Source organism: Catenulispora sp. GAS73, from assembly GCF_041262085.1.
Classification (GTDB): Bacteria; Actinomycetota; Actinomycetes; order Streptomycetales; family Catenulisporaceae; genus Catenulispora.
Genome location: NZ_JBGCCM010000011.1, coordinates 178,539 through 204,277, shown reverse-complemented (window position 1 = coordinate 204,277; position 25,739 = coordinate 178,539). Strand labels below are relative to the sequence as shown.

At 72.1% G+C, this 25,739-nt stretch carries 22 protein-coding genes and 1 pseudogene; 18 read left to right on the top strand and 5 right to left on the bottom strand.

Translation table 11 applies throughout. The features are described 5' to 3' along the window. The first annotated feature begins 7 nt into the window (after positions 1–7). The 15 genes and pseudogenes from ABH935_RS18785 to ABH935_RS18715 all read left to right on the top strand — a co-directional run. The gene (locus ABH935_RS18785) at positions 8–2,215 is read left to right on the top strand and encodes a VWA domain-containing protein (protein ID WP_370379188.1); all 2,208 of its coding nucleotides are present in this window, start codon (positions 8–10) and stop codon (positions 2,213–2,215) included. After that, entirely contained in the window at positions 2,215–2,835 is a 621-nt protein-coding gene (cobO, locus tag ABH935_RS18780) for a cob(I)yrinic acid a,c-diamide adenosyltransferase (protein WP_370379187.1), read from the top strand. Before ABH935_RS18785 ends, cobO begins: the two co-directional genes overlap by 1 nt. Then, positions 2,832–4,208: a cobyrinate a,c-diamide synthase gene (locus tag ABH935_RS18775; RefSeq protein WP_370379186.1), complete on the top strand. Its 1,377-nt coding sequence runs from the start codon at positions 2,832–2,834 to the stop codon at positions 4,206–4,208. Before cobO ends, ABH935_RS18775 begins: the two co-directional genes overlap by 4 nt. Next, entirely contained in the window at positions 4,205–4,954 is a 750-nt protein-coding gene (gene cobI / locus ABH935_RS18770) for a precorrin-2 C(20)-methyltransferase (protein WP_370379185.1), read from the top strand. Before ABH935_RS18775 ends, cobI begins: the two co-directional genes overlap by 4 nt. Continuing rightward, complete coding sequence (gene cobM / locus ABH935_RS18765) at positions 4,951–5,787, top strand: precorrin-4 C(11)-methyltransferase (protein WP_370379184.1); 837 nt, start codon at positions 4,951–4,953, stop codon at positions 5,785–5,787. The genes cobI and cobM overlap by 4 nt, the downstream gene beginning before the upstream one ends. Further along, complete coding sequence (locus tag ABH935_RS18760; RefSeq protein ID WP_370379183.1) at positions 5,780–6,997, top strand: cobalt-precorrin-5B (C(1))-methyltransferase; 1,218 nt, start codon at positions 5,780–5,782, stop codon at positions 6,995–6,997. Before cobM ends, ABH935_RS18760 begins: the two co-directional genes overlap by 8 nt. Next, the gene (gene cbiE, locus ABH935_RS18755; protein WP_370379182.1) at positions 6,994–8,169 is read left to right on the top strand and encodes a precorrin-6y C5,15-methyltransferase (decarboxylating) subunit CbiE; all 1,176 of its coding nucleotides are present in this window, start codon (positions 6,994–6,996) and stop codon (positions 8,167–8,169) included. The genes ABH935_RS18760 and cbiE overlap by 4 nt, the downstream gene beginning before the upstream one ends. After that, positions 8,166–10,088 carry a precorrin-3B C(17)-methyltransferase gene (cobJ, locus tag ABH935_RS18750; protein ID WP_370379181.1) on the top strand — a complete coding sequence of 641 codons (1,923 nt, stop codon included), beginning with the start codon at positions 8,166–8,168 and terminating at the stop codon, positions 10,086–10,088. The genes cbiE and cobJ overlap by 4 nt, the downstream gene beginning before the upstream one ends. Continuing rightward, a complete protein-coding gene (locus tag ABH935_RS18745) occupies positions 10,085–10,321 on the top strand; it encodes a 4Fe-4S binding protein (protein ID WP_370379180.1) in 237 nt (78 codons plus the stop codon). Before cobJ ends, ABH935_RS18745 begins: the two co-directional genes overlap by 4 nt. Continuing rightward, complete coding sequence (locus ABH935_RS18740; RefSeq protein WP_370379179.1) at positions 10,318–10,932, top strand: precorrin-8X methylmutase; 615 nt, start codon at positions 10,318–10,320, stop codon at positions 10,930–10,932. Before ABH935_RS18745 ends, ABH935_RS18740 begins: the two co-directional genes overlap by 4 nt. Beyond that, positions 10,929–11,795 carry a sirohydrochlorin chelatase gene (locus ABH935_RS18735; RefSeq protein WP_370379178.1) on the top strand — a complete coding sequence of 289 codons (867 nt, stop codon included), beginning with the start codon at positions 10,929–10,931 and terminating at the stop codon, positions 11,793–11,795. The genes ABH935_RS18740 and ABH935_RS18735 overlap by 4 nt, the downstream gene beginning before the upstream one ends. Next, the gene (cobC, locus tag ABH935_RS18730; protein ID WP_370379177.1) at positions 11,788–12,825 is read left to right on the top strand and encodes an Rv2231c family pyridoxal phosphate-dependent protein CobC; all 1,038 of its coding nucleotides are present in this window, start codon (positions 11,788–11,790) and stop codon (positions 12,823–12,825) included. The genes ABH935_RS18735 and cobC overlap by 8 nt, the downstream gene beginning before the upstream one ends. Positions 12,826–12,835: 10 nt before the next feature. Continuing rightward, positions 12,836–14,272, top strand: a complete 1,437-nt coding sequence (locus ABH935_RS18725) for a TldD/PmbA family protein (RefSeq protein ID WP_370379176.1) — start codon at positions 12,836–12,838, stop codon at positions 14,270–14,272. Continuing rightward, positions 14,269–15,678 carry a TldD/PmbA family protein gene (locus ABH935_RS18720; RefSeq protein WP_370379175.1) on the top strand — a complete coding sequence of 470 codons (1,410 nt, stop codon included), beginning with the start codon at positions 14,269–14,271 and terminating at the stop codon, positions 15,676–15,678. The genes ABH935_RS18725 and ABH935_RS18720 overlap by 4 nt, the downstream gene beginning before the upstream one ends. Then, positions 15,593–15,781 (top strand): annotated as a pseudogene (locus ABH935_RS18715) (hypothetical protein); the annotation flags it as partial. The gene ABH935_RS18720 and the pseudogene ABH935_RS18715, both read left to right, overlap by 86 nt. Here the strand turns inward: ABH935_RS18715 and ABH935_RS18710 are convergent. From ABH935_RS18710 to ABH935_RS18695, 4 genes are read right to left on the bottom strand one after another with little or no spacing between them, the layout of a single operon-like run. Next, positions 15,704–16,837 (bottom strand): NADAR family protein, encoded by a 1,134-nt coding sequence (locus ABH935_RS18710; protein WP_370379174.1) that lies wholly within the window; start codon positions 16,835–16,837, stop codon positions 15,704–15,706. The pseudogene ABH935_RS18715 and the gene ABH935_RS18710 sit on opposite strands and share 78 nt — an antisense overlap. A 33-nt stretch (positions 16,838–16,870) precedes the next feature. Next, the gene (locus ABH935_RS18705) at positions 16,871–17,674 is read right to left on the bottom strand and encodes a 1-aminocyclopropane-1-carboxylate deaminase/D-cysteine desulfhydrase (protein ID WP_370379173.1); all 804 of its coding nucleotides are present in this window, start codon (positions 17,672–17,674) and stop codon (positions 16,871–16,873) included. After that, entirely contained in the window at positions 17,671–19,899 is a 2,229-nt protein-coding gene (locus tag ABH935_RS18700; RefSeq protein WP_370379172.1) for an ATP-dependent RecD-like DNA helicase, read from the bottom strand. Before ABH935_RS18700 ends, ABH935_RS18705 begins: the two co-directional genes overlap by 4 nt. A gap of 16 nt (positions 19,900–19,915) precedes the next feature. Then, complete coding sequence (locus ABH935_RS18695; RefSeq protein ID WP_370379171.1) at positions 19,916–20,848, bottom strand: EamA family transporter; 933 nt, start codon at positions 20,846–20,848, stop codon at positions 19,916–19,918. 90 nt (positions 20,849–20,938) lie between these two features. On the opposite strand from ABH935_RS18695, the gene ABH935_RS18690 reads away from it, so the two are divergent. Together ABH935_RS18690 and ABH935_RS18685 are read left to right on the top strand one after the other, a co-directional pair. Further along, entirely contained in the window at positions 20,939–21,835 is an 897-nt protein-coding gene (locus tag ABH935_RS18690) for a LysR family transcriptional regulator (protein WP_370379170.1), read from the top strand. Further along, entirely contained in the window at positions 21,832–23,463 is a 1,632-nt protein-coding gene (locus ABH935_RS18685; protein ID WP_370379169.1) for a cobyric acid synthase, read from the top strand. Before ABH935_RS18690 ends, ABH935_RS18685 begins: the two co-directional genes overlap by 4 nt. 625 nt (positions 23,464–24,088) lie before the next feature. On the opposite strand, the gene ABH935_RS18680 is transcribed toward ABH935_RS18685, so the two are convergent. Further along, positions 24,089–25,048 (bottom strand): ArsR/SmtB family transcription factor, encoded by a 960-nt coding sequence (locus ABH935_RS18680; protein WP_370379168.1) that lies wholly within the window; start codon positions 25,046–25,048, stop codon positions 24,089–24,091. A gap of 133 nt (positions 25,049–25,181) precedes the next feature. On the opposite strand from ABH935_RS18680, the gene ABH935_RS18675 reads away from it, so the two are divergent. Continuing rightward, positions 25,182–25,718, top strand: coding sequence for a hypothetical protein (locus ABH935_RS18675; protein WP_370379167.1), 537 nt, complete (start codon positions 25,182–25,184; stop codon positions 25,716–25,718). Positions 25,719–25,739: the final 21 nt, after the last annotated feature.

The following is a 25,739-nucleotide window of genomic DNA, read 5'->3' as shown; positions in this document are numbered from 1 at the left end:
ATCCGGCGTGCCGCCGTACCCGTTCACCGCCGTCGTGGGTCTTGACGACCTCCGGCTGGCCCTGCTGCTGAACGCCGTGTCCCCGGCCGTCGGCGGCGTCCTCGTGCGCGGCGAGAAGGGCACCGCGAAGTCGACGATCGTGCGCGCCCTGGCCGCGGTGCTGCCGCAGATCGCCGTGGTCCCCGGCTGCCGCTTCTCCTGCGACCCCGCCGCACCCGACCCCGCCTGCCCGGACGGCCCGCACACCGCGTCCTCCGCGCCCTCCGTGCACTCGGCCGGCGCCGTGGCCTCGCAGTCCCACCCGGCGCGCCTGGTCGAGCTGCCGGTCGGGGCGACGGAGGATCGCCTCGTGGGCTCCCTGGACCTGGAGAAGGTGCTGGCCTCCGGCGTCGCGGCCTACGAACCCGGCCTGCTGGCGGCGGCGCACCGCGGACTTCTCTATGTGGACGAGGTCAACCTCCTCCACGACCACCTCGTCGACCTCCTCCTCGACGCGGCCGCCATGGGCGTCGCGCACGTCGAGCGCGAAGGCGTCTCCGTCTCGCACGCCGCACACTTCCTGCTGGTCGGCACGATGAACCCGGAAGAAGGCGAGCTGCGGCCCCAACTGCTCGACCGCTTCGGCCTGACCGTCGAGGTCCGCGCGAGCCGGGACCCGGCCGAGCGCGCCGAGGTGGTGCGGCGGCGGCTGGCCTACGAGGCGGACCCGGAGGGCTTCGCCGCGGCCTGGGAGCAGGCGGACAAGGAGACGGCCGCACGCATCGAGGCGGCGCGTGCGCTGCTGCCGTCGGTGACGCTGCCAGACGCCGAGCTCCTGCGGATCACCCGCATCTGTGCGGCCTTCGAGGTCGACGGGATGCGCGCGGACCTGGTCACGGCCCGCGCCGCCACGGCGCTCGCCGCCTGGGCCGGCCGGACGGAGGTCGTCGCCGAGGACGTGCGGCAGGCGGCGATGCTGGCGTTGCCGCACCGGCGACGGCGGCATCCCTTCGACGCGCCGGGGCTCGACGAGGAGCGCTTGGACGACGCCATGGAGGACGCCGCGGACGCTGCGGACGGGGATGAGGACCCTGATCCCGGTCCCGGCTCGGGCGGTCCCGACGGCGACGGCTCCCCCAACCAACCGAGTGGTCCGCAGAACGGCTCATCCAGCGCCGCACAAACCGCACAACAGGACGCGAGCGGTGCCGGGGAAACCGGGTCCGAACCGACGACCGGAACCTCCACTGAGCAGAAGCGTGTGTCCGGCCCGTCGGGCGAGCAGGGAGTGGTGACTCCCAGCGAACCCTTCAAAGCCCGTCTGTTACAGGTCTCAGGCGTCGGCACCGGCGCCGAAGGCCGCCGCTCACGTGCCCGCGCCACCGGCGGCCGCACGGTCGGCGCGCGTCCCGGCGCCCACGGCCTCCACCTCGTCGCGACGGTCCGCGCCGCCGCACCCGAGCAGGTCGCCCGAGGCCGTCGCGAGGGCGCGCTCCGCCTGCGCTCCGAAGACCTTCGCGAACCGATCCGCGAGGGCCGCGAAGGCAATCTGGTCCTGTTCGTCGTAGACGCCTCCGGTTCGATGGCCGCCCGGCAGCGCATGGCCGCCGTCAAGGGCGCGATCCTCTCGCTGCTCCTCGACGCCTACCAGCGCCGAGACAAGGTCGGCCTGGTCACCTTCCGGGGCCGCGGCGCCGAAGTCGCCCTCCCGCCGACCTGGTCGGTCGACGCCGGCGCCGCCCGCCTCACCTCGCTCCCGACCGGCGGCCGCACCCCGCTCGCCGCTGGCCTGCTGCAAGCCGCCGACGTCCTGCGCGTCGAGCGCATGCGCGACCCGAACCGCCGGCCGCTCGTGCTCGTGGTCACCGACGGCCGTGCCACGCAAGCGATCGCCTCCTCGCGCGCAGCCGCCCCGAATTCGCTTGCCGCCGCATTGCCGTCGGCTGAATCCGGCTCGCGTGCCATGGCGCCGCGCGCATCCGCCGCGCGTGCCGCCGGAGCCGACCCCCTGGCCGACACGCGCCGAGCCGCGGCCCACCTCCGCCAAGCCGTAGCCACCCTCGGCGGCAGCGCGGTCGTCGTCGACTGCGAGTCCGGCCCGGTTCGCCTCGGCCTGGCCACCCGCCTGGCCGCCGACCTCGGCGCCGACCACCTCCCCCTCACCGACCTCGCCGCCGACGCGCTCACCGCGGCGGTGCACGGCAACCGACCCCGCTCCGACCGGAGGGCCGCCTGATGCCGCAGGGCCAACCCACGCACGTCCCCGATGACGGCCTCACCACGCGCCAGCGCCGCAATCGGCCGCTGACGATCGTGCACACCGGCCCCGGCAAGGGGAAGTCCACCGCCGCATTCGGCCTGGCCCTGCGCGGCTGGAACCAGGGCTGGCCGATCGGCGTGTTCCAGTTCGTCAAATCGGCCAAGTGGCGCATCGGCGAGGAGACCGCGCTCAAGGCGCTCGGCGAGCTGCACGCGCGGACCGGCCAGGGCGGCGCCGTCGACTGGCACAAGATGGGTGAGGGCTGGTCCTGGATCCAGCGCGACCTGCACTCCGATCCCGAGCTGCAGGCCGACAACGCCCGCGCCGGCTGGGAGCGCATCAAGGCCGACCTCGCCGCCGAGACCTACCGCCTGTACGTCCTGGACGAGTTCACCTACCCGATGAAGTGGGGCTGGGTGGACGTCGAGGACGTGGTGAAGACCCTCGCCGACCGGCCCGGCAGCCAGCACGTCGTGATCACCGGCCGCGACGCCGCGCCCGAACTGCTCGACGCCGCCGACCTGGTGACCGAGATGACCAAGGTCAAGCACCCGATGGACGCCGGTCAGAAGGGCCAGAAGGGCATCGAGTGGTGACCGCGTCGCCGCTGACCGTGCCGCGCGTCGTCATCGCCGCCCCGGCCTCCGGCCACGGCAAGACCACGATCGCCACCGGCATCATCAAGGCCCTGACGGGCCGCGGCTTCACCGTGGCCCCGTTCAAGGTCGGCCCGGACTACATCGACCCCGGCTACCACTCCCTGGCCGCCGGCCGCACCGGCCGCAACCTCGACCCCTACATGGTCGGCACCGAGCGCATCGCGCCGCTGTTCGCGCACGGCGCCGCCGGGGCCGACCTGGCGGTGATCGAGGGCGTCATGGGCCTGTACGACGGCGCGACCGGCGAGGGCGAGCTCGCCTCCACGGCGCAGGTCGCCAAGCTGCTCGACGCCCCGGTGCTGTTCGTCGTGGACGCCGCCGCCCAGGGACGCTCGGTCGCCGCGCTGGTGCACGGATTCCGCGCGTTCGACCCCGAGGTGCGCATCGCCGGCGTGATCCTGAACCGCGTCGGCTCCGAGAACCATCGCAACATCCTGACGGAGGCGCTGGACGAGCTCGGCGTGCCGGTCCTCGGGGCGCTGCGCCGCGACGCCGCCGTCGCGAACCCCTCGCGCCACCTCGGCCTGGTCCCCGTCGCCGAACGCCGCGCCGAGTCCGTGGCCGCGGTCGACGCCCTCGGCGCCCTGGTCGACGTCGGCGTCCAGCTCGACGAGGTCTACCGGCTGGCCCGCAGCGCCGCGCCGCTGGACGTCACCGCCTGGGACCCCGCCGAGGAGATCGGCCGGGGCCGCGGCGTCCGACCGCGCCCGCGCATCGCCATTGCGTCAGGGCCCGCATTCACCTTCTCCTATGCCGAGAACGCCGAACTGCTCGCCGCCGCCGGTGCCGAGGTCTGCCCGTTCGACCCGCTGCACGACGAGGCTCTGCCCGAGGGCGTAGGCGGCCTGGTGATCGGCGGCGGCTTCCCCGAGGTCTACGCCCCCGAACTGGCCGCGAACGACGCGCTGCGCGAGAACGTCTCGAAGTTCGCGCGCCTCGGCGGCGCGATCGCCGCCGAGTGTGCCGGCCTGCTGTACCTCGGCAAGAGCCTGGACGGCCTGCCGATGTGCGGAGTCGTGGACGCCGAAGCCGTCATGACCGACCGCCTCACGCTCGGCTACCGGCACGCCGTGGCCGCTTCGGAGTCGGTGCTCGCCGCCGCCGGCACCCGCGTGTCAGGGCACGAATTCCACCGCACCGTCGTCAGCCCGTCGGCCGGCTCGCCCCCGGCGTGGCACTGGCGCCGCAACGGGGGAGCGGTCACCGAGGGCTTCGCCGGCAGCCGGATCCACGCCTCCTACCTCCATCTGCACTGGGCCGGCGCGCCGTCGATCGCCCGGCGGCTGGTCGAGAGCTGCGGGGTGGTGTGATGCGACTGCTCACCGGTGTCGGGGTCGGTCCCGGCGATCCGGATCTGGTGACGGTGAAGGCCGTCCGGGTGTTGCAGGCTGCTGATGTCGTGTTCGTACCCATACTCGCCGACGGTCCGGAGGGGCCGGGACGCGCCGAGGCGACGGTGCGTGCGCACATCGACGGTGGCACGATCCGCGCCGTCCCGTTCGCGTTGTCCGACCGCGGCGGACGCACCGTCGAACGCCTGAACGCCTGGGACGAGGCGGCGCGCGCGGTCGTCGCAGCCTTCGACGACGGTGCTGAATGCATCGCCTTCGCCACGATCGGCGACCCGAACATCTACTCGACGTTCAGCTACCTCGCGCAGACTGTTCGAACCCTGATGCCGTCGGTCTCGGTCGAGACCGTGCCCGGCATCACGGCGATGCAGGACCTCGCCTCACGTTCTGGAACCGTGCTGGCCGAGGGACGCGAGGTGCTGGCGCTGTTCCCGATGACCGCGGGCCTGGAGGCGTACGAGCGCGCGTTGGAAGCGTTCGACACGGTCGTCGCCTACAAGGGCGGCCGGTTCCTGCCCGAGATGCTGGATGCCGTCGAGAAGGCGGGCCGTAGCGGCGAGACCGTATTCGGGGCCGCACTGGGCCTGCCGGAAGAAGTCGTGGGACCGGTCGAGGACCTGGCCCCGGACACGATCGGCACCGCGCCGTATCTGTCCACTGTCATCACCACCGCGCGGCGGCGCGGGCGAGGGGGAGCACTGTGAGCGCCGGCACGGCGAAGGTCACGTTCATCGGAGCCGGTCCCGGCGCGGCCGACCTGATCACGCTGCGCGGGGCCCGCGCGATCGCCGAGGCGGACGTCCTGATCTGGGCCTCCAGCCTGGTGCAGGAGGCGGTGCTGGAGCACGCGCGGCCGGACGCCGAGATCGTCGACTCCGCGGCGCTGCCGATGGAGGGCGTGATCGCGATCTACGAACGCGCGGTTGCGCAGGGCCTGCGCGTCGCGCGCATCCACTCCGGCGACCCGTCGTTGTGGGGCGCGGTGCAGGAGCAACTGGAGCGCTGCCGCGAGCTGGGGCTGGAGACGGAGATCGTGCCGGGGGTCTCGGCGTTCTCGGCGGTGGCGGCGATCGCGCAGCGTGAGCTGACGATCCCCGAGGTCGCGCAGTCGGTGATCCTCACGCGGCTCGGCGGCGGCAAGACCCCGATGCCGGAGAAGGAGTCGATCCGCGCCTTCGCGGCCCACGGCACGACGATGGCCGTGTTCCTGTCGGCCGCGCGCTCCGGCCAGCTCGCCGCCGAACTGCTCGAAGGCGGCTACCCGCCCGAGACGCCGGTGATCGTCGCCTACCGCGCCACGTGGGAGGACGAGGAGCTGGCGCAGTGCACCATCGCAGACCTCGAAGAGACGGTGAAGGCCCGCAAGCTCTGGAAGCACACGCTGTTCCTGGTCGGGCCCGCGCTGGGGGCGCACGGGACGCGGTCGCACCTGTACCACCCGGGGCACTTCCACGGGTTCCGGCGGGCTGAGCGGGGCGCGCGGAAGGAGTTGCTGGCGGCGGACGCCGCTTTGGCGCATCGGGAATCAGATGTCTGAGGTTCCTGAGCCCAGCGACAGCGGCTCGCCCGAGCCAGAGGTTGCGGGCGAGCCGATCCTTCGTGAGCCCGATCTGCCGCGGACAATGAAGGTGCGTCCGAAGGCTTTGCGCCCCGGCTGGACCACTGGCGCGTGCGCGGCTGCCGCCGCCAAGGCTGCCACCACCGCCCTGGTCACCGGCGAGCTACAGACCTGGACCGAGATCGCCCTGCCCTCCGGCCGGCGCGTCACGTTCGCCACCGACCGCTGCGATCTGTCGCGCCCGGGCCATGCCGAGGCTGTCGTCGTCAAGGACGCCGGGGACGACCCCGACGTCACGCATGGCGCGCACCTCACGGCGACCGTCTCCTGGCTGCCGTCCGGCGGGATTCAGCTCGACGGCGGGCTCGGGGTCGGCGTCGTCACCAAGCCGGGCCTCGGTCTGGAGGTCGGCGGCCCGGCGATCAACCCGGTGCCACGCTCGATGATCGAGGCCTCCGTCGCCGAAGCGCTCGGCGCCGGGCCTGCCGAGTCCGCCGACCGCGGGCTGCGCGTGGTCATCTCCGTGCCCGAGGGCGAGGTGATGGCGCGCAAGACCACCAACGCCCGTCTGGGCATCCTCGGCGGCATCTCGATCCTGGGCACCACCGGCATCGTGCGGCCCTTCTCGACTGCGGCCTGGCGGGCCAGCGTTGAGCAGGCGGTCTCCGTGCTCGCCGCACAGGCCGCCGAGACGTCGCAGGACCCTGTTCTGGTTCTGTGTACCGGCGGCCGGACCGAGAAGGGCGCGATGCTGATGTTCCCGGATCTGCCGGAGGTCAGCTTCGTCGAGGTCGGCGACTTCACCGGCGCGGCGCTGCGACGCTGCGTGGAGCACGGGGTGCGGCGCGTGGTGTTCGTCGGGATGGCCGGCAAGCTGACGAAGCTCGGTGCGGGCGTGCTGATGACGCACTACACGCGGTCAAAGGTCGACTGCTCGCTGCTCGGCGACATCACTCGTTTCGTCGGCGGCCCCGGCGAGCTCGCAGACGCTGTCGGCACCGCCAACACCGCCCGGCACGCTTACGAGCTCTGGGACGCTGCCGGGCTGTTGCCCGTCGCAGGGCTCGAACTCTGCCGCCGGGTCGCCGCGGTGCTGGAGCGCTTCGCCGCCGCCGAGTGCGGCGGGACGATCAGCGCGGAGGTCGCGATGGTCGACTTCAGCGGCCTGGAAGTGGTGGCGCGGACGTGATCACCGTCATCGGTTTCGACGGCGGCCCGCTGTCCGGGCCGGCTCGGGCGGCTCTGGCCTCGGCTACCCTGGTCGCCGGTGGACGCCGCCACCTGGACGCGGTCGAGGTCCCGCACGCCGTCGAACGCATCGTGCTCGGCGCTCTGGACGCCCTGTATGCGGCGCTTCCGTTGCATGAGAACGTCTGCGTGATAGCCAGCGGCGATCCGGGTTTCTTCGGCATCGTCCGGCAGCTGCGCGAATACGGGCTCGAAATCAATGTTCTGCCTGCGCCGTCCTCGGTCGCCACGGCGTTCGCCGCGATCGGTCTGTCCTGGGACGACGCGATCGTGGTCAGCGCGCATGGCCGTGAGCTGCGGCCGGTCGCGAACGTGTGCCGCGCGTTTCCGAAGGTGGCCGTGCTGACCGGCCCCGGCGCCGGCGCCAAGGAACTCGGCGCCGAACTCCCCGACCGTACTTTCGTGGTCGCGCAGCGCCTCGGCCACCCGGATCAGAAGATTGAGACGCTCAGCTCGCACGCCGCGGCGTACGCCGAGTTCGCCGATCCGTACGTCCTGTTGTGCCTGGACGAGTCTCGCCTGACCTCCGAACGCGGCTGGATCGCGGGCTTCGGCGGCGTCCCGGGCTCCTGGGCGCTGCCGGAGTCGGACTTCGCACACCGGGCGTCGATGATCACCAAGTCCGAGGTCCGCGCCCTGGCTCTGGCGAAGTTGGGGCCGCGCCCCGGTCGCCTGGTCTGGGACATCGGCGCGGGCTCGGGCTCGGTCGGTGTCGAATGCGCACGCTTCGGCGCGGCGGTGGTCGCGGTCGAACGCGACGCAGAGTCCTGTGACCGTATTCGCGCCAACGCCGCAGCCCACGGCGTCGCCGTCGAGGTGATCACCGCCGACGCCGCCCTCGCCCTGGACCGCCTGCCGCCGCCCGACGCGGTGTTCGTCGGCGGCGGTGGCGTGGACGTGATCGCCGCCTGCGCCGCGACCTCGGCCGCCACGGTCGTCGTGGCCCTCGCCGCCATCGAACGCGTGCCGGAGGCCATCAGCCTGCTGACGAAGTCCGGCCGCGCCGTCGACGGTGTCCTGCTCCAGTCCTCGCGCCTGTCCGCGCTTCCGGGCGACGCCCACCGCTTCGCCGCCGCCAATCCCGTGTTCCTGCTGTGGGGAGAACGACGTTGAGCCACGACACCCCGACGCCCGGCAAGCCGATCGGTGTGGTCGCCGCCACCGCCGCGGGCCACCGCGCCGCCGCCGCCCTGGCCGCCGCCTGGCCCACGGAGGTGCACGTCTACGGCGCCGCGTCCGAACTGCGCACCGCATTCGAAGCCTGCGACGCCGTTGTGGCGTTCCTCGCGGTCGGCGCGGCAGTCCGCTCCCTGGCCCCGGCCCTCGGCCACAAGAACACCGACGCCGCCGTGGTCTGCGTCGACGAGTCGCTGCGCCACGCGGTCGCCGTCCTGGGCGGCCACCACGGCGCCAATGAACTGGCCGAGCGCGTCTCGGCGCTGTTGGGCTGCACCCCGGTGATCACGACCGCCTCCGACGCCTCCGGCGCACAGCCCCTGGACTCCTACGGCGAGGACCTGGGCTTCACGATCGAGAACCCCGCGCTGCTGGCCCCAGTCGGCACCGCGCTGTTGTCGGGTGCCCCCGTCGCGCTGATCGGCACAGATAACTGGCCCCTGCCGGCGCTAGGCGTCGGCGGAGAGGGCGCCCCCGAGGCGACGCTGTCGGTCAGCGACCTGGCGGAGGCCGAAGGACTGGTCTACCGGCCACCGTCACTGGTGGTGGGCGTAGGCGCATCACGCGGCGTATCAGCCGACGAGGTCCTGGACGCGATCGACCGCGCGCTGGCCGCCGGGGGCCTGAGCGCCGCATCGGTGGCTCGCCTGGCGTCGGTGGACGCGAAATCCAACGAGCCGGGCATCCTCGAAGCGGCGCGCCGCCGCGGCTGGCAGGTCGTCTTCCACCCGGCCGCCGAACTGGCAAAGATCGAGGTCCCCAACCCAAGCGCAGTAGTACTCGCCGAAGTCGGCACCCCCTCCGTCGCCGAAGCTGCTGCCCGCTACGACGGCCCGAACCGCCCCCTCGCCGACCTGCTGGTGCCGAAGACCAAGAGTGTGCCAGCCGCCGCTGCATTGCCCGCCGCCGACCACGCGCCGGCCTCCGCCTCGCCGCCACGCCAGCCCGCCACCGCACTGGCCGCCACCGACGACGCTCTGGCCGCTGTCTCGCAGCCGGGCCGGCCATCTGTCGTACCGGCCGCCGACCACACGCCAGCCTCGCCCGAATCCGCCGCCACTACTGGTGCCGCCCCCGCCTCCATGGCCACCGCGGCCATCGCGCGCCGAGCCCCCCGAGGCCGCCTCGCCCTCATCGGCCTCGGTCCCGGCGCGCGCGACCTCCTCCCGCCGCGTGCGGTTGCCGAGTTGCGGCGGGCGTCCGTCGTCGTCGGGCTCGACCAGTACCTCGACCAGATCCGCGACCTCCTTCGTCCCGGTACCGAAGTCCGCGCCACCGGCCTCGGTAGCGAGGAGGCGCGCGCCCGCGATGCGGTGCAGACCGCGCGCGAGGGCCGGGCCGTGGCGCTCGTCGGCTCTGGCGACTCCGGGCTCTATGCCATGGCCAGTCCGGCGCTCGACCTGTTCGCCGACCTCGATGACGTCGACGTCGTCGGCGTTCCCGGCATCACCGCTTCGCTCGCCGCGGCCAACGTCCTCGGGGCGCCGCTCGGGCACGACCATGCCGTCATCTCGCTGTCCGATCTGCACACGCCGTGGCCCGCGATCGTGCGGCGCGTCACCGCCGCGGCGGAGGGGGACTTCGTCACCGTCTTCTACAACCCGCGTAGCAAGGGCCGCGACTGGCAGCTCGGCCACGCCCTCGACATCCTGCGGCAGCACCGGCCGGCGACCACGCCTGTTGGCTGTGTGCGGGACGCGTCGCGGCCGGGGCAGCGCGCGTGGATCAGTCCCCTGAGCGAGTTCGATCCCGCCGACGTCGACATGTACACGATCGTGCTGGTCGGCAGCTCCCACACCCGCGTCGCCGCTGGCCGAATGGTCACGCCGCGCGGCTACACCTGGAGCGGCGAATGAGTGCCCTGATCGCCGAGGTGCGTGCCTGCCAGGGGTGCGGCGCCTGCCTGCTCACCTGTCCGGAGCACGCCATCCGGCCCTGCGCCGCGAGCCCCGCCGGGAGCGCCGTTGCGAGCCTCGTCGTGCAGCCCGAACAATGCACCGGCTGCGGCGAGTGCGTCGAGGTGTGCCCGGTCGACGCCATCGTCCTCATCGCCGCGAACCTGGAGCCGGAGTCGGAGCCCACCCCATGACCGCCCGCACCGTCCACCCCATCGAGGCCGAGTCCTACCGCATCCTGCGCACGCACTTCGACACCTCCGCCCTCCCGCCCTACACCCGAGCCGTCGTCGAGCGCGTCATCCACGCCAGCGCCGACTTCGACTACGGCACCGACCTCGTCACCGACGAAGCCGCGCTGGCCCGCGCCGCCGCTGCGCTGAGCACCGGCGCGCCGATCGTCGCCGACGTCGAGATGGTCGCCGCCGGCATCACGCGCCGCGACGCCCTCTGCGCCATCAAGCACCCGGCCGCCCCGGAACTGGCCGCCGCCAACGGCATCACGCGCTCCGCCGCCGCGCTGCGCATCGCCACCGAGCAGGCCGGCCCCGGCGCCGTCTACGTCATCGGCTGTGCGCCGACCGCCCTGTTCGAGCTCATCGCGATCGCCGAGCAGGCCCGGCCGGCACTGGTCATCGGCCTGCCTGTGGGCTTCGTCGGCGCGGCGGAGTCCAAGGCGGCGCTGCGGGAATCCGGGCTGCCGGCCGTGTCGAACGTCTCCGGCAAGGGCGGCTCGGCCGTCGCCGCCGCCGCACTCAATGCTTTGATATACCGGGACCTGGTGAAAGAAGGCAACGCATCATGACCGCGCTCCTGATCGTCGGCCACGGCACCCGCGACGCCGGGGGCGCCGAGGACTTCCGCGCCTTCGTGCAGCGCGTGGCCCGCCGCGCGCCGCAGGCCGTCGAAGCGGTGGACGGCGGCTTCATCGAGCTCTCCGCGCCCCCCGTCGGCGAGGCCGTGACCCGCCTGGTCGAGGCCGGCCACCGGCGCGTGGCCGCGGTGCCGCTGGTCCTGGTCGCCGCCGGCCACGCCAAGGGCGACATCCCCGGCTCCCTGAACCGCGAGCGCCTGCGCCACGGGAGCCTGTCCTTCGCCTACGGACGCCCGCTCGGCGTCCACCCGACCATCCTGTCGCTGCTCGAAGCACGCCTGGACTCCGTCCTGCCGCGCGAAGAACGCGCCGAGGCCGCCGTCCTGCTCGTCGGCCGCGGTTCGACCGACCCCGACGCCAACGCCGAGGTCTACCGCGCCGCCCGCTTGCTGTGGGAGGGCCGCGGCCTCGGCATGGTCGAGACGGCGTTCGTCTCGCTCGCGCACCCGTCGGTGGAAGAAGGCCTGGAACGCTGCCGCCGCCTCGGCGCCAAGCGCATCGTGGTGCTGCCCTACTTCCTGTTCCGCGGCGTGCTCCCGGACCGCATCGTCGAGCAGGCCGCGGGCTACGACGTCGCCCCCGTCATCGGCGACTGCGACGAACTCGCGGACCTGGTCCTGGAACGCCACGCCGAAGCCGTCGCCGGCGACATCCGCATGAACTGCGACACCTGCGTGTACCGGATCGCCATGCCAGGGTTCGAAGACAAGGTCGGCGCCGCGCAGACCCCGCACCACCACCCCGACGAGGACGGCCACAGCCACCATCACTCCCACGCGCACTCGCATGGTTGAGGACCTGGGCCACCACGGTGACGCCGAGGTCCGGGACGCGGTCATCCAGCACGACTTCGCGGTCAACGTCCGCGTGAAGGAACCGCCGGGCTGGCTCCGCGACCGCCTCACCGCCGGCATCGAAATGCTGGCCGCGTACCCCGACCCCCGCGAAGCCACCGAAGCTGTCGCCGAACGCCACGGCCGTAGGCCGGACGAAGTCCTCCTCACCGCCGGCGCGGCCGAAGCCTTCGTCTTGCTTGCCAGGGTCCTGACACCACGCTGCGCGCTGGTCGTGCATCCCCAGTTCACCGAGCCCGAAGCCGCCTTGCGCGCCGCCGGTCGCCCGGTCGAGCGCCACATCCTGACCGGCGACTTCACCCTCGACCCGGCCCGGGTCCCCACCGGTCCCGACCTGGTGATGATCGGCAACCCGACGAACCCGACCTCCGTCCTGCACCCGGCAGCGACCATCGAACGCCTGCAAAGCAAAGGCCGCACGATCGTCGTCGACGAGGCCTTCATGGACGCGATCCCCGGCGAGACCGAGACCCTGGTCGGCCATCCCGATGTCGTCGTCATCAGAAGCCTGACCAAGACGTGGGGCTTGGCGGGCCTTCGCATCGGTTACGTCCTCGGCCCGGCACCCCTCATCAGTGCCCTGAGAGCGGCCCAACCGCTCTGGTCCGTCTCCACCCTCGGCCTCATCGCCGCGCAGGCCACCTCCGAGCCCGAGGCCCTGGCCGAGGCCGAAGCCCTCGCCAAGCAGGCCGACCAGGACCGCGACCTTCTCCTGGCCCGCCTCGCCGAGCTCCCCGGCCTCACCGTCCCGGCCGTCTCGCGGGCCCCGTTCGTGCTGGTCAGGACGCCGAGCGCGGCCGAGCTACGGGCGGGCCTGCGCGCCGAGGGTATCGCCGTCCGGCGCGGTGACACCTTCCCGGGCCTGGGCTCGCAGTGGCTGCGCCTGGCCGTGCGCGACCGGACGGCCACCGACCTGCTGGTCGACCGCTGGCAGCAACTCGCCGCGACGCCCTGGTCGGGCCCGGGATAAGGTCGGAGCCATGAGCAGCTACCTCGACGCCGCCGACCAGGCCGTGGAGCACGCGCTCGCGCTGGGGGCCCGCTACGCCGACGCCCGGGTGATGCACCGCCGCACTGAATCCATGTCCGCTCGCAACGGTGCCGTGGAGGCGCTGGAGCAGGGCGAGACGGTCGGTATCGGGGTGCGGGCGCTCGTGGGGTCCAGCTGGGGTTTCTTCGCGACGCCGCACCTGGACGCGCCCTCGGTCCGGGCGGCCGCGCGGCAGGCGGTGGAGATCGCCGCCGCTTCCTCGCGGGTGCCGGGACCGGCGGCGATGATCCCGGCCGATCCGGAGGTGGGCAGCTGGGCCAGCCACTGCGAGGTGGATCCGCTGGACGTGCCGGTGTCGGACAAGGGCGACCTGCTGACCGCGGCCACCGCCGAGATGCGCAGTCAGGGTGCTGACATCGCGACCGGCTTGTACCAGATCTGGGACACCCGCAAGTGGTTCGTCTCCTCCGAGGGTCACCGCATCGACCAGCACATCCGCGAGTGCGGCGGCGGCATCTCGGCCACCGCGGTCGGCGAGCGCGAGACCCAGGTCCGTTCCTATCCCTCGCGCCGCGGCCAGTACGGTACCCGTGGCTGGGAGCTGGTCACCGAGCTGGACCTGGCCTCGCAGGCGGCCCGGATCGCCGACGAGGCGCAGGCGCTGCTGCGCGCCCCGCAGTGCCCGTCCGGCCAGACCACGCTCATCCTCGGCAGCGAGCAACTGGCGCTGCAGATCCACGAGTCCGTGGGGCACGCCATCGAGCTGGACCGCATCCTGGGCTGGGAGGCGGCCTACGCCGGCACCTCGTGGCTGAACCTGGCCGAGCTCGGCACGCTGCGGTATGGCAGTGAGCTGATGAACATCGTCATCGACGCCACCCACCCCGGTGCCCTGGGCTCCTTCGGCTACGACGACGAGGGCACGAAGGCCGGCAAACGCGACGCGGTGCGCAACGGGATCTGGACCGGTGTGCTGGCCGGCCGGGAGAGCGCGGCCGTCGCAGGGCTCGACTACGGCGGCAGCGTCCGCTCCATGGACTGGTCGCGGCTGCCGATCGTGCGCATGACCAACGTGGGCCTGGAGCCGGGCCCGCACACCCTGGACGAGATCATCGCCGCGACCGACGACGGGGTGTTCATGGAGATGAACCGGTCATGGTCGATCGATGACAAGAGGTTGAACTTCCAATTCGGCTGCGAAGTCGGCTACGAGGTGAAGAACGGCAAGCTCGGCCGGATGGTGAAGAACCCCACCTACACCGGCATCGGCCCGACGTTCTGGCAGAGCATGGACATGCTCTCGAACGAGATCGTCGCCTGGGGCACGCCGAACTGCGGCAAGGGTCAGCCCGGCCAGATCGGGCACACCGGCCACCCGGCGGCGCCGGCCCGGTTCCAGAACGTGCGAGTGGGGGTGAGCGGATGAGCCCGGACGCCACGGCGCGGACCGAGACTGCCGAGCGGGTGCTCCAAGCCGCGCGCACGGCCGCCGGCGGCTCGGCGGACGTGGACGTGACGGTCGAGCACGAACACGTGGCGCTCACCCGCTTCGCCAACTCCTACATCCACCAGAACGTCGCCAGCGACACCGACACGGTCACCCTGCGGATCCACGCCGACGGCCGCACCGCGCTGAACTCCACCACGGTCACCGACGACGCGGGCCTGGCGGCCCTGGTCGAGCGCACGGTGGCGGCGGTACGGCTCTCGCCGGCCGACCCCGGCTGGGCCGGCCTGTCCGGCCGTGCCGGACTGCCGGTGCCCGCCGACGAGCCGGACCTGGCGACCGGCGGCGCCGGGCCGGAGGCGCGGGCCGAGCAGGTGAAGGCGTACGTTGACGCGGTCGGCGGCCTCACGGCGGCCGGGTTCTACCGGAACCGGCTGATCGTCACCGCGTATGCGAACTCTGAGGGACAGAGCGTCCACGGCACGGTCGTCGAGGCCACGATCGACGGCATCGCCAAGACTGAAACCTCGGACGGCGCCTCGCGCCAGGCCTCGCGCCGCATGAGCGACCTGGACGGCGCCGCGATGGGCGCGCGGGCGGCGGCCAAGGCGCTGGCGTCGCAGAACCCTGTCGAGATCGAGCCGGGCGAGTACGAGGTCGTGCTGGAGCCGACGGCGGCCAGCGACGTGCTGTGGGCGCTGGCCGACTTCGGGTTCAACGGCAAGTCGCTGATCGAGGGCACCTCGTTCGTGCGGCTGGGGGAGCAGCAGTTCGACGCGTCGGTGACGCTGATCGACGACCCGCTGTCGGGCCCGGCGGCAGGAGCGCTGTTCGACACCGAGGGCACGCCGCGCGAGGTGCTGGAACTGGTCCGCGACGGGGTGACCCGGGCCGTCGCACACGACCGGCGCTCGGCGCGCGAAGCCGGGGCGGGCTCCGGCGCGGTGAGCACCGGCCACGCCAGCGCGTTCAGCGCGGTGGAGGGAGCCCAGCCGATCAACATCCGGCTGGAACCGACGGTTGGCCTGGCCCCGACCGAGGTCGAGGGACCGGCAGCGGACTCCTCGGTCCAGGCGCTGGTCACGCAGGTCCGGCGCGGGCTGTTGGTGACAGACCACTGGTACACGCGGTGCCTGGACCCGCGGCGGCTGGTGATGACCGGGCTGACGCGCAACGGCGTGTGGCTGATCGAGAACGGTGAGATCACCCGCCCGGTGAAGAACCTGCGCTTCACACAGTCCTACCCCGAAGCGCTCGCGCCGGGGCGCGTGCTGGGCATCGGCACGTACGCGCCGGCGTTCGCGTCGAAGTACGGGGCGTTCTCGGCGATGGCGCCGGCGCTGCGGCTGGCGGGGTGGAACTTCACGGGCGGCGCGAGCGGCTGACGCGCGAGCGGCTGAGGGCGGTCGTTTACCAGTCCCCGCCGAAGTTTTTCAGAGCGAGCTCGGCTCGGACCTCCTCCAGCAGCCGGCCCATCCAGTTGCGGCCCCGGCTACCGCGCTCTCCCCAGAACAGCGACTCACTGTCCTGGAACAGGATTCGTGTCTCGCCGGTCGCCGCGAGGACGGCGGCGAGGTCGGGGTTCTGCGCGAACTTCGCCCGCAACAGTAGGGCCATGACCGCGACCCGCACTTGTGGCCAGCCATCGCGTACCGCAGCCTCCCTGACGATGCTCCGCACCAGGCGCGCCGGCTCGGCGGCGAGAACCGCCTCCCGCACCGCGCCGTCGGTCACGGCGAGCGCCCAGTACGCCTGCAGGACGGTCGGGTAGGCCAGGCCGCCGATCTCGATCGGCGACGGGTACTCGTTGCGCAGGACCCACACGTCCAGCTCCTGTGGCCAGCCCTTCGGGTAGACGACCTCCGGGACGATGACGCTGGTCGGCTCGGAGTCCGGGTGGTCCGGGCCGTCGGCGGGGACACGTGCGCGGTACTCGGCCGTGGCTTTCGCCTCCTGGGCGAAGTACTCCAGAACCCAGGCGTAGGTCTTTTCGGTGACGACGGCCGGGCTGCCGGCCCGGGTTGTGTACGGCGCGCCGATGCCGCCGATGAGGATCTGCACGGGGACGTCGTTCTGGTCCATGTCGCCGAGCATGTAGACGCGCAGGTGCTCGGGGACCGCCTCGTACGCGGTCCGCAGCGCCTGCCGGTTCTCGTCGGTCTGGTCGGCGAGGAACACGTCGATGGCGGCGCGGCACCGGTCTGATGAGTTCGGGCGCTGGTTCAGGTCGTCGATGGTGTCGCGCACCTCGCCGAGGAGCATCTCAGGGGTCAGCCACGTCTGGGGCTCGGCGAACTTCCACGAGGCGAGATGGTGGGCCGAGGCCCGGGCGCCCTCGGTCAGTTCGGTGGCGACCCAGCCGGAGCGGAGTTTCGCGGCGAATCCGTCGAGGCTTTCCAGCCCCCAGCAGTCCACCATGCCGTCGGCGTAGATGATCAGGTCGGTGAGGTGGTAGCTTCCCGCGTTGCGGATGAACGCCGGCCGCCAGGTCCCGGCGATACGCTCCCCGTCCACGTCGCGCCAGGTCCGCTGTTTGATCCCCATGGCGGGCAGGGTACCGGTTTCCGAGCCGCTGGCTCAGCCAGTGGTGATGACCGCGACGATCCGCGTGCCCGGCTCGAACTTTCCGGCCTCGATCATGTCCGTGATGCCGTAGAGCATTTTGGCGACGTAGATCCGATCGACCTCGAAGCCCTGCTCCTCACCGAACTTCGCTGCGAAGGCATCCAGTTCCGGCGGCACCTTCGCGTACCCGCCGAAGTGGAAGTCGTCCTCGATGTGCCAGTTGTCGAAGACCCTCTGGTAGGCCTGCCGTTGCAATTCGGCGACTTCCTTCGTCAAGAAGCCGCCCTTCAGCGTCGCGAACCCGATCGCCCGCTGCCCCGGCCCGAGCCCGGCAGCGATCCCCGCGAGCGTCCCGCCGGTCCCGACCGGGCAGCAGATCACGTCGAAGGGTTCTGCGATCTCCTGCGGCAGCTCGGCGCAGCCCTTCACCGCCGCCGGATTCGATCCACCCTCCGGGATCAGGTAGAAATCCCCGAAGCAGCTCTCCAGGAACCGCCGCATGTTGTTCGATTTCTTGGTCCGGTACGTCTCCCGGTCCACATACATCAAGTGCATGCCCTGCGACTTCGCGAACGCCAGCGACTCGTTCAGCGGCTCATGCGGCTCGCCCCGGATCACCCCGATCGTCTTGAATCCCTCGGCCCGCCCGGCTGCCGCGACCGCCCGGATGTGGTTCGAGTACGCGCCGCCGAACGTCAGCAGCCGCGTGGCGCCGGCCCGCCGGGCCTTCGCCAGGTTGTACTTCAGCTTGCGGGGCTTGTTGTTGTCGAAGTGCAGGATCAGCTCCGGCCGCCGCTCGTCCGGGGTTCCGTTCATCGCAGTCGGTGGTCCAATCCGGTGAACCGCTTGCCCGCCGACATCGTCCGGATCGCCTGCGCCAGCGCGCGCTTCGAGCCGACCAATACCACCAGCTTCTTCGCCCGCGTCACCGCCGTGTACAGCAGGTTCCGCTGCAGCATCATCCACGCGCTCATCGTCACCGGCACCACGACCACCGGGTACTCAGAGCCCTGCGACCGGTGCACGGTCATCGCGTACGCGTGCTGCAGCTCGTCGAGCTCGGCGAACTCGTACGTCACGTCCTCGTCCTCGTCGGTCCGCACGACCAGCGTCTGCTCCTCCGGCACCATCGACATGATGACGCCGCCGGTGCCGTTGAAGACCCCGTTCTTGCCCTTGTCGTAGTTGTTGCGGATCTGCGTCACCTTGTCGCCGACCCGGAACGTGCGCCCGCCGAACCGCTTCTCCGGCCGCGAGGGCTGCGCCGGCGTCAGCGTCTCCTGCAGCAGGCCGTTCAGCGTCCCGGCGCCCGCCGGCCCGCGGTGCATCGGGGTCAGGACCTGGATGTCGCGGCGCGGGTCGAAGCCGAAGCGCTTCGGGATGCGGGTCGTGACCAGTTCCACGGCCACCCGCGCGGCGTCCTCGGTCTCGTCCTCGACGAACAGGAAGAAGTCGTCGAACCCCTCCAGCTGCAACGGTTTCCCGGAGTTGATCCGGTGCGCGTTCACCACCACGCCCGACTGCTGCGCCTGCCGGAACACCTGCGTCAGCCGCACGCGCGGCACCCGGGGCGCGGCCAGCAGATCGCGCAGCACCTCGCCGGCGCCGACCGAGGGCAGCTGGTCCACGTCCCCGACCAGCAGCAGGTGCGCGCCGGGGGCGACGGCCTTGGCCAGCTTGTTGGCCAGCAGCACGTCCAGCATTGAGGCCTCGTCCACCACCACCAGATCGGCCTCCAGCGGCCGGTCCCGGTCGTACGCCGCGTCGCCGCCGGGCTTGAGCTCCAGCAGCCGGTGCACGGTCATCGCCTCGGCGCCGGTCAGCTCAGTCAGCCGCTTGGCCGCCTTGCCGGTCGGCGCGGCCAGCACCACCCGCGCGCGTTTGGCCTGCGCCAGCTCGACGATCGAGCGCACGGTGAACGACTTGCCGCAGCCCGGCCCGCCGGTCAGGACACTGACTTTCGACGTCAGTGCCTGCTGCACCGCCGCGGTCTGCTCCGGCGCGAGATCGGCGCCGGTGCGCTCCTTCAGCCAGCCCAGCGCCTTGTCCCAGTCCACGGAGGCGAACGAGCCGAGCCGGTCGTCCGGCGCCTCCAGCAGCCGCCGCAGCTGCGCGGCCAGCGAGACCTCGGCGCGGTGGAACGGGACCAGGTAGATCGCGCGGATCGGCTCGTCCGGGTCGTAGCCGTCCGGGTCGGGGATGTCCTCGGCGACCACGCCCTCGGCCTCGGCGAGCTCGTCCAGGCATCGCGAGGCCAGATCGAGGTCGACGCTCAGGATCTTCACCGACGCCTCCAGCAGCTTCTCGCGCGGCAGGTAGCAGTTGCCGGCGTCAGAGCTCTGCGACAGGGCGTACTGGATGCCGGCCTTCACCCGCTCCGGGGAGTCGTGCGGGATCCCGACGGCCACCGCGATCGCGTCGGCGGTCTTGAACCCGATGCCCCACACGTCGGAGGCGAGTTTGTAAGGCTCCTGCTTCACGACGTCGATCGAGGCGTCGCCGTACTCCTTGTAGATCCGCACCGAGATCGAGGTGGTGACGCCGACCGACTGCAGGAAGACCATGACCTCCTTGATGGCCTTCTGCTCGACCCAGGCCGCGGCGATCAGCTTGGTGCGCTTGGGCCCCAGGGTCGGCACCTCGATCAGCCGCTTCGGGTCCTCCTCGATCACCGCCAGGGTGTCCACCCCGAAGTGCTCGACGATCTTCTCGGCGGTCTTTGGCCCGATGCCCTTGATCAGCCCGGAGCCGAGGTACTTCTGGATGCCCGCGACGGTCGCGGGCAGCACCGTGGTGTAGTTCTCGACGGTGAACTGCCGGCCGTACTGCGGATGCGAACCCCAGCGGCCGCGCATCCGCAGCGACTCCCCGGGCTGCGCGCCGAGCAGCGCCCCGACCACCGTCAGCAGGTCCGCGGCGCCGTGGCCGGTGTCGACGCGGGCGACGGTGTAGCCGGTCTCCTCGTTGGCGAAGGTGATGCGTTCCAGGACGCCTTCGACGACGGCGAGGTTGCCGTGCGGCTCGGTGGTGGGTGCGGCCAAGGGTCCTTCCCCTGTACTACGCGGCCTGTATGGACTCCTCGACTCTAGCGGCGGGCACGGACGACTCCGGTGCGATCCGTGCGGCCGCCGGCTTGCGGCGCGGCCACACGATCGCGACCAGCCCGGCCAGCACCACCGCGGACCCGACCATCTCCAGCGCGGTCATCCGCTCGCCGTTGGCGATCAGCGCCGCGAGGATCCCGATCGGCGGGACGCCCAGCGTGTAGGGCGCGACGGCCGAGGCCGGGTACTTGGTGATCAGCACGACCCATGCCCCCATGCCGACGAACGTCGACACCAGCACCACGTACAGCAGCCCCAGCACCGGCCCGGCGTGCAGGTGCGCGAACGCGTGCCCGATCCGGTGCGGCCCCTCGGTCACCAGCGAGACGGCCAGCAGCGGGGGAGTGGCGTACAGGCTCGCCCACACCATCAGCGCGAACCCGTTGGCGGCGCCGGCCTTGCGGTTGCAGATCGAGCCCAGGGCCCACGACGCGCCCGCGCCGATCACCAGCAGCAGCGAGCCCAGCGGCACGTTCCCGCCGCGTCCGGCGCCGATGACGCCGAGCCCGGCCACCGCCGCCGCGATGCCCAGCGCCTGGCGCAGGCCGGTCCGCTCCCCGAGCAGCAACGCGGCAGCCAGGACCGTGAACGGCGCCTGGGACTGCAACACCAGCGAGGCCAGGCCGTCCGGCATGCCGTGCGCCATGCCCGTGAACAGCAGCACGTACTGGCCGAAGAACATGAAGGTGCTGATACCGGCGATCCAGTACCAGCGGACCTCCTTCGGGCGCGGGAAGAACAGGGTCGCTGTCCCCGTGAGCGCGAAGCGCACGGCGGCCAGCAGGATCGGCGGGAAGCCGTCCAAAGCATGGCTGATGGCGATGAAGTTCACGCCCCAGATCACGACGATCGCAAGGGCCAAAGCGATGTGGCGGGGATTACGCATGACGGTAGTGTCCGGTCGCGCTATCGTTCAGCACCAGCGAATGATTTTGCGTGAAACCGTTAAGATGGCCTTAACGGTTGAGGAGGCCCCATGATCGACGTGCGCCAACTGCGGACGCTGCGCGCCCTGGCCGACCACGGCACGGTCTCGGCGGCGGCCGAGGCCCTGTACCTGACGCCGTCGGCGGTCTCCCAGCAACTGGCCGTCCTGAGCAAGAGTACCGGCTGCGAACTGCTGGAACGACGGGGACGCAACGTGGTGCTGACCGAGGCGGCGCGGGTCCTGGTCGGGCACGCCGACGCGGTGTTCGCGCAACTGGAGCGTGCGCAGTCCGAACTGCGGGCCATCTCCCCGGCGCCGATGACGGTGCGCATCGCGGGCTTCCCGACCGCGATCATGGCGGTCATCGCCCCGGCGATGAAGGTGCTGCGCGACGCGCACCCGGAGTGGGGCTTCGAGATCGCCGACACCGAGAGCGAGGACTCCGTCGCGCACCTGATCGACGGCTCGATCGACGTCGCGGTGGTGATGGCGGCGCCGAACCGGCCGCTGCTCGGCGATCCGCGGATCAGGATCCTGCCGTTGCTGGAGGAGGTCTACCACGCGGCCGTGCCGGCCGGGCATCGGTTGGCGGGGGCGGAGCAGATCTCGCTGACCGATCTGGTCGAGGAGCCGTTCGTGCTGGCCGCCGAGGGGCTGTCGTGCCACGACCAGGTGACGGCGATCTGCGCGGACGCCGGGTACCAGCCGCGCGGGCGGTACCGCGCGACCGACTTCAGCGCGGCGCTGGCGTTGATCGCTAACGGGTTCGGGGTGACGCTGCTGCCGACGCTCGGGGTCCCGCCGCAGGTGCCGGAGGGTGTTGTGCTGGTGCCGTTGAAGGAGGACTGGCCGCGGCGGGTGAGCCTAATCGCGGTGCGGACCGGTGCGGAGTACCCGGAGGTGCTCGCGGCGCTCACCGCGGCCGCGGCTAAGCTGGTCCGATGATCGTTTCCCGGGGCGGGGCCGGTGCTGGTGGGCTCGGCGGGGCCGGTGGCTCTGGCGGCGTTGGTGGCGTTGGTGGCCCGGGCTCGCTGCTCGTGGCCGGTACGACGTCCGACGCCGGCAAGAGCTTGCTCACCGCGGGGATCTGCCGGTGGTTGGCGCGGCAGGGCGTGCGGGTGGCGCCGTTCAAGGCGCAGAACATGTCGAACAACTCGATGGTCGTCGGGGTCGGGGTCGGGGGCACGTCCACGGCCGGCGCGGAGATCGGGCGCGCGCAGGTGATGCAGGCGCAGGCCGCCGGGGTCGAGCCGGAAGTGGCGATGAACCCGGTGCTGCTCAAGCCGGGCAGTGATCGGACGAGCCAGGTCGTGCTGTTGGGGAAGGTGTTCGCGGAGGCGTCGGCGACGTCGTACCAGGACCTGAAACCGCGGCTGCGGGAGGCGGTGCTGGCCTCGTATCAGGACTTGAAGTCGCGCTTCGACGTGGTGATCTGCGAGGGTGCCGGGTCGCCGACCGAGATCAACCTGCGGGACGGGGACCTGGTCAACATGGGGCTGGCCCGGCCGCTGGGGATGCCGGTGGTGGTGGTCGGCGACATCGACCGGGGCGGGGTGTTCGCGGCGTTCCACGGGACGGTGGCGTTGCTGGACGCCGAGGATCAGCGGCTCATATCAGGGTTCGTCATCAACAAGTTCCGCGGCGATCCGTCGCTGTTGACGCCCGGGCTGCGGCAGATCGAGGGGTTCACCGGCCGGCCGGTGCTCGGCGTGGTGCCGTGGCTGCCCGGGATCCGGCTGGACGCCGAGGACGCGCTTCCGATCGAGGCGTACGCGGCCGGCGCGGCTGGTGCTGGTACGGGCGTCGCCGAAGGCTCGCGGCTGCGGGTCGCGGTGGTGCGCTTCCCGCGCGTCTCGAACTTCACCGACGTCGACGCACTGGCGATCGAGCCGGGCGTGGATGTGGAGTTCACAGCGTCGGCCTCGGCCGTGGAGTCGGCGGACCTGGTGGTGCTGCCGGGCACCAAGTCGACCGTCGCGGACCTCGCCTGGCTGCGCGAACGCGGCCTGGAACCGGCACTGGCCAAGCGCGCGGCCGAGGGACGCCCCATCCTGGGCATCTGCGGCGGCTACCAGATGCTCGGCACCCAGATCGAGGACGCCGTCGAGTCGCGCCGCGGCACCGTCGCAGGCCTCGGACTCCTGCCGGTGCGCACGGTGTTCGACCCGGCCAAGACCCTGACTCGCCCGACAGGCCTCGGCCTCGGCGAACCGGTCGCAGGCTACGAGATCCACAACGGCCAGGTCCACGTCGCAGGCGGCGAGCCCCTGTTCACCGACACCACCGGCGCGCCGCTGGAAGGCTGCCGCCACGGCGCGGTCTGGGGCACGATCTGGCACGGCGCGCTGGAGAGCGACGGCTTCCGCCGCGCATACCTGGCGCAGGTCGCGGCAGCATGCGGGCTGCGCTACGAGCCGGACCCCACGATCTCCTTCGCGGCCGAGCGCGAGAAGCAACTCGACCGCCTCGGCGACGCGGTGGAGGAGCACCTCGACACGGACCGCCTGTGGCGGCTGATCGAGGGCGGACCGACGGCGGGGCTGCCGCTGCTGGCGCCGGGTGCGCAGATGTAGCTGCTGGTATTCGGGACAGCCGACCGCGAGCCGAGTCGCGAACCGAGCCGAGCCGCGAACCGCACCATCGAACGCTGACCGCGAACCGGCGCCTGCCGATCGCTGCTTGCCAACCGCACCGGCAACCGGCAACCGCACCGCCAATCGACGGCCGCGAACCGCCGACCGCTAACCGCCAGCCGCACCGCCGACCGTGAACCAGCACCGCCAACCACTGGCCGCCCACCGCGAGCCGCCGCCCGCCGCCTGCAGACCAGCCGCCGGCCGACCAGCCGCATATGCCTGCCAACCTGTGACCGCCAGGCCATCGCGAACCGGTGTGCGCAGCCTGCCGACGTGCCGCAGATGCCTGCCAACCTGTGACCGCCAGGCCATCGCGAACCCGCGCGCGCAGCCTGCTGACCTGCCGCAGATGCCTGCCAACCCGTGACCGCCAGGCCATCGCGAACCGATGCGCGCAGCCTGCCGACGTGCCGCAGATGCCTGCCAACCTGCGATCGCGAGGCCATCGCGTGCCGGTGTGCGCAGCCTGCTGACCTGCCGCAGATGCCTGCCAGCCGGCGATCGCGAGGCCATCGCGGATCGGCCTACCGCAGATCAGTCCCCGCAGATCAGCCCCACCGCCCTACCGAGCCCCCGTCCGCAACAACTCCGCCCCCAGCGCCGTGCACCCGTGCCAAGCCGCCTTCCCCTCCCGCCGCGTCGCCACCAGTCCGGCCTCGCGCAGCGCCGTCGCGTGCTGCGACGCCGAGGCCGCACTGATCCCCAAGTCCTGCGCGAGGTTTCCCGTCGTCCGCTGTTCCGCGAGTGCCTCCAGCACCTGCGCGCGGGTGCGGCCCAGCAGCGTGCCGAGCGGGTCGGCGTCCTGGGGTTCCGGCAGGAGCGGCAGGGGCGTGAGTGCCGGGTAGACGAGCAGCTTCGAGTCGTCGGGGGCTGTGGCGATCAGCGGTGGGCCGCTCCATGTCGCTGTGGGGTAGAGGGTCAGGCCGCGGCCGTCGAGGTGGAAGTCGGCGTGCTTCTCCGGGGCCATGTGCCAGACCAGGCCGTCGAGGCGGGAGCCGGGCAGCAGGGACTCCAGGCCCGCGCCGAGGCCGAGGCGGCCCCAGCGGCTGGTGCGCCAGGCGACCTCGGCGTGGAAGCCGGCTCGCAGGCGCCGCCAGGGCTCCGTCAGGACGCTGTCATATGCGTCGTGCAGTCCGGTCACGAGTTCGGACCACGCCGCGCGGTCGCGGGCTGCGATCCGCCGCGTCCACGGTGTCGGCGCCTGGCCGAAGCCTGCGACCCGCGCCATCTCGCGGCGCACCTGCTCCGCCGAGGTCGCCGCCACGCGCTCGAAGCCCTCCTGGACGTCAGGCACCACCGGGTCCACGAACTGCGGGCCGCGGCCGCAGGGCGGTATCAGCTCCAGCAGCGGACGCGCGTGCCCCGGCAGTTCGCGGGCCGCCTCCCGGCGCCAGCGGGTGAACACCGGGTCGGAGGCCGGGCGGTGCAGCGTCGCGAGCGCCATCGCCAGTTCCAGCAGCGGCGCCGGCTCGTCGGCGAAGCGTATGTGCAGCAGGTCGTCGGGCGTGAAGTGGATCCGCATCTCGTCCTCACGTTTCAGCGTGGGCTGAATCGATCGCCCCGGCGCGCGGGGGCTTCCAGAGTGAAGACGTGTCCCGCACCTCTCGGGGACGCGGTTCGGCGACGACAGAAAACGACACGAAGGGACAACCCTCATGCGCGAGCGCATCCTCGGCGTCGCGGTCTCGGCCGGCTTGGCGGTGGCGGCGTTTCCGGCGGCCGCCTCGGCCGGCACCCCCGCCACGCCCGCCACCCCCGCCACCGCAGGCGGCTGGACGCCGGTGACCTACGGGTCGCTGGACCAGCCCGCGGGCACCGACTGCTCGTTCGAGCTGAAGATCGACTTCCCCACGCAAGGAGTGGAGCAGCGGATCTCCGCGACCTACCCGGACGGCAGCCCGCTGCGGACCGACTTCCGCGGGCCGCTCATCGCGCGCTACACCAACGGCGCCACCGGCGCGTCCGTCGACGAAGACCTCAGCGGGGTCGGCACGCTGTACAACCTCCCCGACGGTTCGAGCCTGTGGAACATCCCGGACAACTTCGGCGTCAGCATCAAGCCCGGCGACCCGTACCACGCGCAGGGCGAGTACGTGCTCAGCGGCGGCGAGGTGATCGCGATCACGCCGAAACACCAGGTCGCGGTCCTGTACCAGACCAAGGTCACCGACGTCTGCGCGGCACTGACGTGATCAACTCCGACATGTTCCAGC

Excerpts from the sequence above, each read along its gene's own strand:
- cobO (WP_370379187.1), top strand. The coding sequence starts at position 2,215 with ATGCCGCAGGGCCAACCCACGCACGTCCCCGATGACGGCCTCACCACG.
- ABH935_RS18760 (WP_370379183.1), top strand. The coding sequence starts at position 5,780 with ATGTCTGAGGTTCCTGAGCCCAGCGACAGCGGCTCGCCCGAGCCAGAG.
- ABH935_RS18745 (WP_370379180.1), top strand. The coding sequence starts at position 10,085 with ATGAGTGCCCTGATCGCCGAGGTGCGTGCCTGCCAGGGGTGCGGCGCC.
- ABH935_RS18740 (WP_370379179.1), top strand. The coding sequence starts at position 10,318 with ATGACCGCCCGCACCGTCCACCCCATCGAGGCCGAGTCCTACCGCATC.
- ABH935_RS18735 (WP_370379178.1), top strand. The coding sequence starts at position 10,929 with ATGACCGCGCTCCTGATCGTCGGCCACGGCACCCGCGACGCCGGGGGC.
- cobC (WP_370379177.1), top strand. The coding sequence starts at position 11,788 with ATGGTTGAGGACCTGGGCCACCACGGTGACGCCGAGGTCCGGGACGCG.
- ABH935_RS18725 (WP_370379176.1), top strand. The coding sequence starts at position 12,836 with ATGAGCAGCTACCTCGACGCCGCCGACCAGGCCGTGGAGCACGCGCTC.
- ABH935_RS18720 (WP_370379175.1), top strand. The coding sequence starts at position 14,269 with ATGAGCCCGGACGCCACGGCGCGGACCGAGACTGCCGAGCGGGTGCTC.
- ABH935_RS18710 (WP_370379174.1), bottom strand. The coding sequence starts at position 16,837 with ATGGGGATCAAACAGCGGACCTGGCGCGACGTGGACGGGGAGCGTATC.
- ABH935_RS18705 (WP_370379173.1), bottom strand. The coding sequence starts at position 17,674 with ATGAACGGAACCCCGGACGAGCGGCGGCCGGAGCTGATCCTGCACTTC.
- ABH935_RS18695 (WP_370379171.1), bottom strand. The coding sequence starts at position 20,848 with ATGCGTAATCCCCGCCACATCGCTTTGGCCCTTGCGATCGTCGTGATC.
- ABH935_RS18690 (WP_370379170.1), top strand. The coding sequence starts at position 20,939 with ATGATCGACGTGCGCCAACTGCGGACGCTGCGCGCCCTGGCCGACCAC.
- ABH935_RS18685 (WP_370379169.1), top strand. The coding sequence starts at position 21,832 with ATGATCGTTTCCCGGGGCGGGGCCGGTGCTGGTGGGCTCGGCGGGGCC.
- ABH935_RS18680 (WP_370379168.1), bottom strand. The coding sequence starts at position 25,048 with ATGCGGATCCACTTCACGCCCGACGACCTGCTGCACATACGCTTCGCC.
- ABH935_RS18675 (WP_370379167.1), top strand. The coding sequence starts at position 25,182 with ATGCGCGAGCGCATCCTCGGCGTCGCGGTCTCGGCCGGCTTGGCGGTG.